Annotated in this window: 1 protein-coding gene; it reads right to left on the reverse strand. The window is 26.8% G+C overall.

Going from position 1 to position 1,162, the window contains the following annotated elements:
• Positions 1–148: 148 nt before the first annotated feature.
• Positions 149–1,063 (reverse strand): transposase, encoded by a 915-nt coding sequence (locus C1715_RS00110; protein ID WP_102398664.1) that lies wholly within the window; start codon positions 1,061–1,063, stop codon positions 149–151.
• Positions 1,064–1,162 lie beyond the last annotated feature (99 nt).

Below are 1,162 nucleotides of genomic sequence, written 5' to 3' on the forward strand. Positions count from 1 at the left end.
TTATGATAATAGGCTTGTACATATTAAAAATATACATGTAGATAAAACTTTCTATTAAATTAAAAATAAAAGGCTTATTGTTAAATTAAACAAAAAATTAATTCAATTTTATAATCTAAGTTCACACTCTCTAATTTTATTAGGATACCTATGTTTGGTATTGGAAAATAAATTTCTCTATTATATTTCTATATTTATCTTCTGTTGATATAAGCTCAACTCCAATAGAACAAAGCTTTGACACCCTTGATTGAGTTATATTTCCAAATATCTTACATATGTCACTACACTTAAAATCACAAAGACACCTCATTAAAAGCGCAGCGAGTGCCCTAGCAACCTTAGTATTTCTACTGTTTTTTACATATAACATTACTTTTTTTATGCCTGTTTCTTCTGCTACAAATTCCATTATTTTATCAGGATCAAAATCCCTTATCAATACTGTTTTTTCACTTCTGTATTCTGTCTTTTGGTCTTCAAATTCTATTTCTTTCTTTAATCTTTCCTCATCACAAATATACACAAACTTCATGTAATTTTCTCTTGCATTTAATACATTTGAGCCAAAGAATTTCATTACATACTCTTCATCTAAAAGCCCTGTTTTATCTTTCTCAAGACCTAAATATACTTTTAAACTTGAATACTTATATTTTTCTGGCTGATGTTCATATCCCCTTATTTTCAATGGATTATTATGAATATATGCTGATAAAACTACTAAATACCTGTCTGTATCCACTATTTTGCTCTTAAATCTATCTTGAAATAAGTGCCCACGTCTTTTGTGAATTTTATTAAATGTTATAGCGTATTTAAAATTTAAACCATGCATTATTTTTGATATGTCCGCACCATTAGAATCAATCATAAAATGAGCGTGGTTAGTCATCATGCAGTATGCATATACCTTAAATTTATACATTTGTTGCCTTTTTTTCATTTCTTCTAAATAGATATCCTTATCTTTATCTTTCTTAAATAATGGTACTTCACTTATACTTCTTATCATTACATGATATATAGCATCGTCCTCTTTTATTCTTTCTCCTCTTGGCATAATATTACCTCACTTTATAGCTATTTTTTTACTTGAATTTTCAATTGTATATTCATTACTTTTATTTGAATACTTGCCATAAAATAAAGTTATTATTCA

The sequence above is a fragment of the Haloimpatiens massiliensis genome, assembly GCF_900184255.1.
Classification (GTDB): domain Bacteria; phylum Bacillota; class Clostridia; order Clostridiales; family Clostridiaceae; genus Haloimpatiens; species Haloimpatiens massiliensis.

What these genes read in the sequence shown, in the direction of transcription:
- C1715_RS00110 (WP_102398664.1), bottom strand. Translation starts at nt 1,063, where the DNA reads ATGCCAAGAGGAGAAAGAATAAAAGAGGACGATGCTATATATCATGTA.